This window comes from Candidatus Aquicultor sp., assembly GCF_054640775.1.
This window is the reverse complement of sequence record NZ_JBTSLF010000121.1, coordinates 1-7,815: the sequence shown is the minus strand read 5'-3', so window position 1 is coordinate 7,815 and position 7,815 is coordinate 1. Positions and strand designations below refer to the sequence as shown.

At 52.7% G+C, this 7,815-nt stretch carries 7 protein-coding genes; all 7 read left to right on the top strand.

Annotated elements, in window-relative coordinates; all coding sequences use genetic code 11:
- A partial coding sequence (locus ACYC56_RS10130; RefSeq protein ID WP_461374063.1) for a penicillin-binding transpeptidase domain-containing protein occupies positions 1-745 on the top strand: 745 nt, incomplete at its 5' end.
- Positions 746-750: 5 nt separating this feature from the next.
- On the top strand, positions 751-1,857 hold the full coding sequence (gene rodA, locus ACYC56_RS10125) for a rod shape-determining protein RodA (protein WP_461374062.1): 1,107 nt from the start codon (positions 751-753) through the stop codon (positions 1,855-1,857).
- Between the two features lie 293 nt (positions 1,858-2,150).
- Entirely contained in the window at positions 2,151-3,125 is a 975-nt protein-coding gene (locus ACYC56_RS10120; RefSeq protein ID WP_461374061.1) for a hypothetical protein, read from the top strand.
- Positions 3,007-4,923, top strand: coding sequence for a TIGR03960 family B12-binding radical SAM protein (locus tag ACYC56_RS10115; protein WP_461374060.1), 1,917 nt, complete (start codon positions 3,007-3,009; stop codon positions 4,921-4,923). The genes ACYC56_RS10120 and ACYC56_RS10115 overlap by 119 nt, the downstream gene beginning before the upstream one ends.
- The gene (locus ACYC56_RS10110; RefSeq protein ID WP_461374059.1) at positions 4,916-5,659 is read left to right on the top strand and encodes a TIGR03936 family radical SAM-associated protein; all 744 of its coding nucleotides are present in this window, start codon (positions 4,916-4,918) and stop codon (positions 5,657-5,659) included. The genes ACYC56_RS10115 and ACYC56_RS10110 overlap by 8 nt, the downstream gene beginning before the upstream one ends.
- Positions 5,646-7,139, top strand: coding sequence for an Rne/Rng family ribonuclease (locus ACYC56_RS10105; RefSeq protein ID WP_461374058.1), 1,494 nt, complete (start codon positions 5,646-5,648; stop codon positions 7,137-7,139). The genes ACYC56_RS10110 and ACYC56_RS10105 overlap by 14 nt, the downstream gene beginning before the upstream one ends.
- Before the next feature lie 18 nt (positions 7,140-7,157).
- On the top strand, positions 7,158-7,815 hold a 658-nt coding region (locus tag ACYC56_RS10100), incomplete at its 3' end, for a TolB family protein (RefSeq protein WP_461374057.1).

The window sequence follows — 7,815 nt, the reverse complement described above, 5'->3', positions numbered from 1 at the left end:
CGGCGCGTTGGGTCTTACCGAAGGAATCGCCCAATCTTGCGATACCGTGTTTTACATCCTCGGGAACAAATTCTACAAGCAGGGCGAGGAGCGTTTGCAATACTGGGCTAAAGTCCTGGGCTTTGGTTCTCTGACCGGGATCGATATGCCTATGGAGAAGAGAGGCCGGGTACCGAACAAAGAATGGAAGCGTGATTTTAATAAAAACAACCCCGAGTATCAGCGCTGGTATCCTGGAGACACCATTAGCCTTGCGATAGGCCAGGGCGACCTCTTAACGTCGCCGCTTCAGGTAGCTTCGCTCTACTCGATTATCGCCAACGGGGGGATGTTTTATCGCCCCCATGTGGGCAAGGCGATGATATCATGGAATGAAAACGTAAAGACCGAGTTCAAGCTCAAACCGGAAGATAAGCGCAAGGTCCCGATCAGGAAGGATATTATCACCTTCGCACAGCAGGCCCTTGAGCAGGTCATAAGCCACGGAACGGCGAAGGGCGCCTTCTCTGGATTTCCGGTGCGCACCGCCGGTAAAACCGGAACCGCCCAGGTAAGCGGCAAGCAGGACTTCGCCTGGTTTGCATGTTATGCGCCTGTGGATGAGCCTAAATACGTGGTTGTAGTAATGGTAGAGCAAGGTGGGCACGGCGGCTCGATCGCGGCTCCGGCGGCACGCAAGATACTTGCGGTGGCCCTTGGGGTCGCAGACAGCGGACCGGGCGCCGTCACCGATACTTCGAGGTAAATAGCATGGATTTATTAAGTATTAATCGTAGAGTAGATCTAACAATGGTCGTCACCGTATTGCTTCTTTGCACCTATGGGATGGTGGCCGTGTTTAGCGCGACCCAGGCAAATGCCCAAAGCGGGGGCGACCCGTACTTCTTATTAAAGAAGCAGGTTCTCAGCATCGTCATCGGGCTTATTGGCCTTCTTATCGCCAGTTTTTCCAATTACAACAGTTTAAAGAGGTACTTGATCCCGCTCTACATTCTCAACATCGCGATCCTCATCATCGTGCCGTTCATCGGGCACACTGTTAACGGTGCCAGGAGCTGGGTAAATATCGGTTCGTTTCAGCTCCAGCCATCGGAATTTTCGAAACTCATCCTCATCATCACGTTTGCGAGCTTTTTGACTTCGCGTAGGACCCAGCTTGAAGGCATCCAGGATTTAGCCGCCTCGCTGCTTCATATCGGCGTGCCGCTGCTTCTTGTCTTGGCCCAGCCCGACCTCGGAACCGCCATGTGCTACGTGGCTATTCTGCTCGGGATGATGCTGGTGGCCGGCTTTCCGGCGCGCCACTTTGCGATCATCATCCTTGCCGGCATCATCATCGGCTTTGCCGCGATCCAGTTCCATGCGGTAAAACCATATCAGGTCGATAGGCTCACCGTTTTCGTCAACCCGGATAACGACCCTCGGGGTGCCGGGTATAACCTCTTGCAATCAAAAATAGCGGTGGGCTCAGGACAGTTCTCCGGAAAAGGGCTGTTTTCCGGCACGCAGACCAGGCTCCAGTTCTTACCCGAGCGCCACACCGATTTCATATTTTCGGTCATCGGTGAGGAAGGGGGCTTCATCGGCACGTCGGTTCTGCTGTTCTTGTTCTTCATTTTGATAATGCGCGGCTTGCGAACCGCCGCATTCTCGAAGAATCTCTTTGGGACATTGCTTGCCGCCGGGATAGTCTCGCTTTGGATATTCCAAATATTGGTAAACATCGGTATGACGATCGGTCTTATGCCGATTACTGGTATCCCGCTACCATTCATCAGCTATGGAAACAGCTCACTTATCGTACATCTTGTAAGCGTTGGAATACTTCTTAATATTTACGTGAAAAGTTATATATAATAGAGAGCAGAGGAATTACGAATTTCGAATGTCGAATTACGAATGAGTGCAGGTCTAGAGAGTGGGCTATAAGGAAGACTATTGCTAGGTGTCATTCTGAGCGATAGCGAAGAATCTCGGGTGCAGTACGCATGATTGCCACTTATTAGTGTCTAGGCGTAGTAGCTTCACTGTTCTAAGGTAGATGGTTGTATTCTGCTTACTGCATACTGTTCTTTTAGGGTGTCGATTATAATTGGGCCAAGCCGATAGTTTATTTGTATGCCTTGGAATAAGGAGAAAACGGAAAAGCTATGTCATATATCGATCATTTTAGGAAAATCAAAAACGTCAATAAGGTTCTCAAAACGGTTCGTGGGGAAGTCGAGCAAGAGGTTAAAATCGCGGTTCTAGCTGAACCTGAGGTAGAGGCTGAGATATTATCAATACTGCAGCTCACTGAGGGAAATAACGTTGTTTTCGGACTCAGTGAAGTGCGGGATGAGGCTTCAAGAAAGGCCAAGCTAAAGGCGGCTGATCTAGCGCTCGTCGTTGTATCGCCGGGTACTCTTAAAGACGGCGTGGATTCGATTGCCAAGCAAGCATCGAGGGCGAAGAAGAAACTTATCGTTATAACCGGCCGGGAGATCAACGAATGGCTGGTAGATAACCTGGCGGATGTGTTCCGTGTCAGCGGGGAAGACGTTGCGTTTGTTCCGCTCTCGGATGTTCAAAAAATCAGGACCACGCTGATACCGCGAATCGTAAGCAAGATAGGTGATAAAGAAGTCGCCCTCGGCGCGGCGGTTCCGATATTTAAAGACGAAGTGGTCTCGCGTATTATCGCCAAGACGGCGCAGCAAAACGCGCTCATCGGCGTAGCGGTATTTATCCCCGGGGCCGACATGCCCCTTCTAACGATGAATCAGATTAAGATGATACTCAGGCTGTCCGCGGTGTATAATCAAGAACTCAGCGTGAAGCGGCTTTATGAAGTGCTGGCTGTGGTCGGCGGCGGTTTCGCGTTCAGAGAAGCCGCGAGGCAGGTCGCGGGCACCGTGCCGGTAGTGGGCTGGGCGCTTAAAGGCGGCGTCGCCTACGGCGGAACGATAGCGATGGGGCAGCTTGCAAAACGATATTTTGAGTCCTGGAAAGGTGACATAGTAAACAGTGGAACGACAAACAGTGAGACAACAAACGGCGACAGAGCCGAAACACAGAAATCTCTGGGCACGCATAGAGCAGGTACTTCAACAGGTGGAGAAGCCGAGCCGGTACATAAATCATGAGCTCAACTCGATTCATAAGGAGATTTCCGGAGACCTTCTGCGATTTGGATTAGCATATCCCGATACCTATGAAGTAGGCCTGCCCAACATGGGCCTTCAGATACTCTACGAGATTCTCAATCAGCGCGAGGACGTCTTTGCCGAGCGCATTTATGCGCCGTGGATCGATATGGAGGCCGTCATGCGTGACGCCGGCATTCCTCTGTTTACAGTGGAAACACACAGCGCAGTTTCCGATCTGGACGTCTTCGGCTTTACGCTTCAGCACGAACTCATCTACACCAACGTTATCAATATGCTCGATCTCGCGGGCCTACCGGTTTTCGCAAAAGACCGCGACGCGTCATACCCGCTGGTAATCGCCGGGGGACCTGGTACGGTCAACCCCGAACCGATGGCGGCGTTCTTTGACGCCTTTGTCGTCGGTGAGGCCGAGGAGTTGATCCACGAGCTTATCGATATTGTTGAAGGATGGAAGAGTAGCGGGGGTACGGATAAAACCGCCCTCCTCGAAACGCTCGCGCAGGTACCTGGCATCTATGTTCCCGCGTTTTACGAGGTGGCCTATGAGAAGAACGGCCTGGTGAAAGGCATTATAAGTTCGCATGGCGCCCCGGCGGCCGTGACCCGGCGCATTGTAAAAGACTTCAGCAAAACCGCAGTTCCGGCGCGACCGATCGTCCCGTTTGTGGATGCGGTGCACGACCGCTGCTCGGTCGAGGTCATGCGCGGTTGCACTAGGGGGTGTCGTTTCTGCCAGGCGGGTATCATCTACCGTCCGGTGCGGGAGCGGACAAAAGACCAGGTGGTAGAGGGCATTGCGACGATACTTGAAAACACGGGGCATGAAGAAGTGTCCTTATCGTCGCTCAGCAGCACCGATTACACGTCAATCGCACCTGTACTGAAAGAGCTTTCAGATCGCTATACCGAGCAGGGAATATCGATATCGTTGCCATCGCTTCGGGTTGATGCGTTCTCCGTTCAGCTGGTAAAGGAAATCGCCAAAGTCAAAAAGACCGGACTTACCTTTGCCCCGGAAGCGGGCACACAGCGTATGCGAGACGTCATCAACAAGAACGTCACCGAAGAAGATGTCCTCAACACCGCAAGAATAGCATTTCAAGAGGGGTGGCAGAGGATAAAGCTCTACTTCATGATCGGGCTTCCGACTGAAACACAGGAGGACTTGCAAGGCATCGTCGATCTCGCTAAAAAGGTCGTGGACGTCGGGTTGCAAACACTCGACCCATCGGCGAAATCCCGCCTGATAGTGGCGGTCAGCGTGTCGGCGTTCGCGCCAAAACCCGACACCCCGTTTCAATGGGTGCCCCAGGACACGCTTGAGCAGTTCGAAGCAAAGCAAAAGTTTCTGGGAGACCGGATCAAGAGGAGGCACCTCACGCTGAAATGGCATAACGCCAAGTCCAGTGTAATCGAGGGTGCGATAGCCCGTGGCGACAGGCGTCTTTCCGACGTGATATACCGGGCCTGGAAGTCGGGCTGTAAATTCGACGCATGGACCAGGGAGTTCAATTACGATAACTGGCTCAAGGCCTTTGAAGACGCGGGGCTCGACCCGGGCTTTTATGCGGCCAGAGAGCGCGACCTTGACGAGATTCTGCCCTGGCAGCATATAGATACCGGCGCAACGCAGGAGTTCTTCAAGTCGGAATACAAAAACGCCCTAGCCGGCGAGTTAACGGAAGACTGCAGGGAGGGTATGTGCTCCGCCTGCGGAGTCTGCCCGAACCTGGATGCCGAAAACCTTTTATTCGGTGAACAGGTAAATGGGTGAATGGATTGATACTATGAAAGTTCTAATAAAGTACGGCAAGAGCGGTCCGCTTAAATACTTATCTCACCTGGAACTGATACGTGCTCTCGAGCGCTCGTTCCGGCGTGCCGGCGTCGAGGTCCAGGTCAGTGGTGGATTTAGTCCAAGGCCCAAGGTATCCCACGGCCCGGCGCTTTCCGTCGGTGTTGCGAGTTCGGCGGAATACTTGCAGGCAGAGCTGGTGTATCCTGTTCCCGAAGATGAGCTAATAAAGAAAATAACTTCCGCATTGCCAGAGGGATTAAGCATCTACAGGGCGAAATATATTCGTGATAAGAAGCCCTCGATTACGAGCGCCGTACAAAGTGCGGCGTATCGGGTGAAGGCCGAGTTCGATGTCGATTCCGTTGATATCGCATCCCTTATCGAACAAATCAGGGGCCAAGAGCGGTTGCTGGTACGGCATAAGGGAAAGGAAAAATGGGTAAAGACAAACGTAGCTATTCTCGATTGGAAGATCGTGCATGAGAGCGGCAATGAGCACGAGTTTCACATCTTGATATCGGTCGGCGATAGCGACAGTACGCGCCCTGAACTTATAGCCGGTAAACTGTCTGAAATCTCCCCAGATATTGAAGGGTTCAAGATTACAGAAGTTAACCGCATCGAGCAGTATGTTAACCGGGAGAACCCGTTGATAGATATTTATAATTTTTATGAAAGTGTGAAGATGGGAAGTGAGCGTGACAAATCGTGAGTTAATGATCTCTGTTGACGCCTTCGAGACCAGGGCTGCCGTTCTCGAGGACCGCGAACTCGTCGAGGTATACCTTGAGCGGCGGGAGGCCCCGTCGATTGTCGGCAACATCTACCTGGGAAGAGTCAAGGACATCCTCCCCGGGATGCAGGCGGCGTTTGTAGATATCGGTGTGGAGCGAAACGCGTTTTTATACGTGGAAGAAATCGTTTTTCCCGGGAAAAACGAAGACGAACCGATGCCGCCCATCCAACATCTGCTCAAGCCGGGCCAGGATATCCTGGTGCAGGTTATCAAAGAGCCGATGGACTCGAAGGGGGCCAGGGTAACCACGCAGGTGACCTTGGCCGGGCGCTACCTCGTGTTGCTGCCGTATTCCGATTTCGTGGGGACGTCACGGCGTCTGCCCGAAGAGGAACGTCGTCGTCTAAAAGAGATCTGTGAGCGAATAAAACCGCGCGGTAAAGGGGTTATAGCCCGAACCGCCGCCGAGGGCGCAGACCTTATCGATCTGCGGGCGGATTTAAAACGCCTGCTCTTATATTGGAGAAAGATAAGCCGGAAGGTACGCGATGCTGCGCCCGTCCAGCTTATCTATCAAGAGCCGCAGCTTGCGCTCAGGATCGTGCGCGACCTGTTTTCGCCCGAATTCAGGCGTCTTGTCATCGACGGCAAAGAAGACTACGACGCCATCATGGACTTCCTGGGGTCCACCGACCCCGAGCTGGCCAAGCGTGTCGAGCTGTACTCCGAGCGGCTTCCGCTTTTCGATAAATACAACATCAATCAGGACATCGAAAATGCCATGAAGCGCAAGGTATGGCTGCGAAGCGGCGGCTATATCAGCATCGACCACACCGAGGCGCTCACGGCAATCGACGTCAACACGGGTAAGTATGTCGGCAAAACAACACTCGAGCAGACGATTTTTAAGACCAACCTGGAGGCCGCCGGGGAGATAGTCAGACAGCTCCGGCTGCGCGATATCGGCGGTATCATCGTCATCGACTTTATCGATATGCAAGACCCCGATAACAGGGAAGAAGTATCCCGGGTGCTAAACGAGGCGCTCGCTTCAGATAGGACCAAGACCCGCGTCATAGAGATATCCAAGCTTGGGCTTGTCGAGATGACCAGGAAGAACGTAAGCCAGGGGCTCCTCGAGTTCCAGGCGGAAACCTGCCCGTGCTGCCACGGCCTGGGCGTCATACTCTCAGACGCCACCATCGGCATGCAAATGTACCGCCAGGTCAAACGGATGGCCGCAACCCATGTCGCTGAATCGTTCATCTTTAAAGCCAACCCACGCGGCCGGGAGTTTCTTAAGCAAAAAGGCAAGCTCACTGGCAATATCCTCGATCTCGAGTGGGGCAAGAAAGCCCACCTCATATTCGACGACACCGTTCCCATAGGACGCCCCGAGATGATAGGTGAAGGCACCGAAGCCCAAATCGAGCAGAATATGACCAACTACTATTAGTAAGTAGCAGGAGCGGCTATGTCTTTAATTCGCGAGATTAAAAGAATAGTTCCAACAGTTTTACTTGCCGCGTTCTTGTTCATCATAAGCTCGGTAATCGTCACCGGATGCTCGTCCGGTCGCACGACAAAGCAACCTGTGGGCAATGAGCCGGTAGCGGGAAAAACAAAAGTAGTCTTCTCCGAGTGGGGTAATGAAAACGGCCGGATTATATCCGCTATCTCTACCGTCGCCCTCGGGGTGGGGAAGAGAGAGCTGCTATTTAAACAGAATGGGCAGGTCGATGGCTTGAAAGTCTCGCCGGATAATAAACGGTTGGCATACTTCACCTCGCCCGACCTCTTATACCTGGTCGATCTCAACGGCGAAAACAGGCGCACCCTCGATGATTCGGTTCTCGGATGGGCGAACTGGTCGCCCGACAGCAGGCGGCTTGCGTATGTTAAGACGATCACTAAAAGTGGAAAAGACAAAAAACATCTGGCCAAGTATAACGTTGTCGTCATCAACTACCTTGATGGAAGCGGAAGGAAAACGTTCGGTTTAGGGAAGTTTAGATCAGTTCCGTGCGCCGTTTTAGGATGGTACCCGAACGGGAAACAGCTCGCCGTATATGCAAGCGGCGGCAGCGAGGCCGCGAACACCCTCCTGAAGGTTGATTTAACAACGAGAAAAG

Bases quoted from the DNA above. Each gene is read 5' to 3' on its own strand.
- rodA (WP_461374062.1), top strand. From the start codon at position 751: ATGGATTTATTAAGTATTAATCGTAGAGTAGATCTAACAATGGTCGTC.
- ACYC56_RS10120 (WP_461374061.1), top strand. From the start codon at position 2,151: ATGTCATATATCGATCATTTTAGGAAAATCAAAAACGTCAATAAGGTT.
- ACYC56_RS10110 (WP_461374059.1), top strand. From the start codon at position 4,916: ATGGGTGAATGGATTGATACTATGAAAGTTCTAATAAAGTACGGCAAG.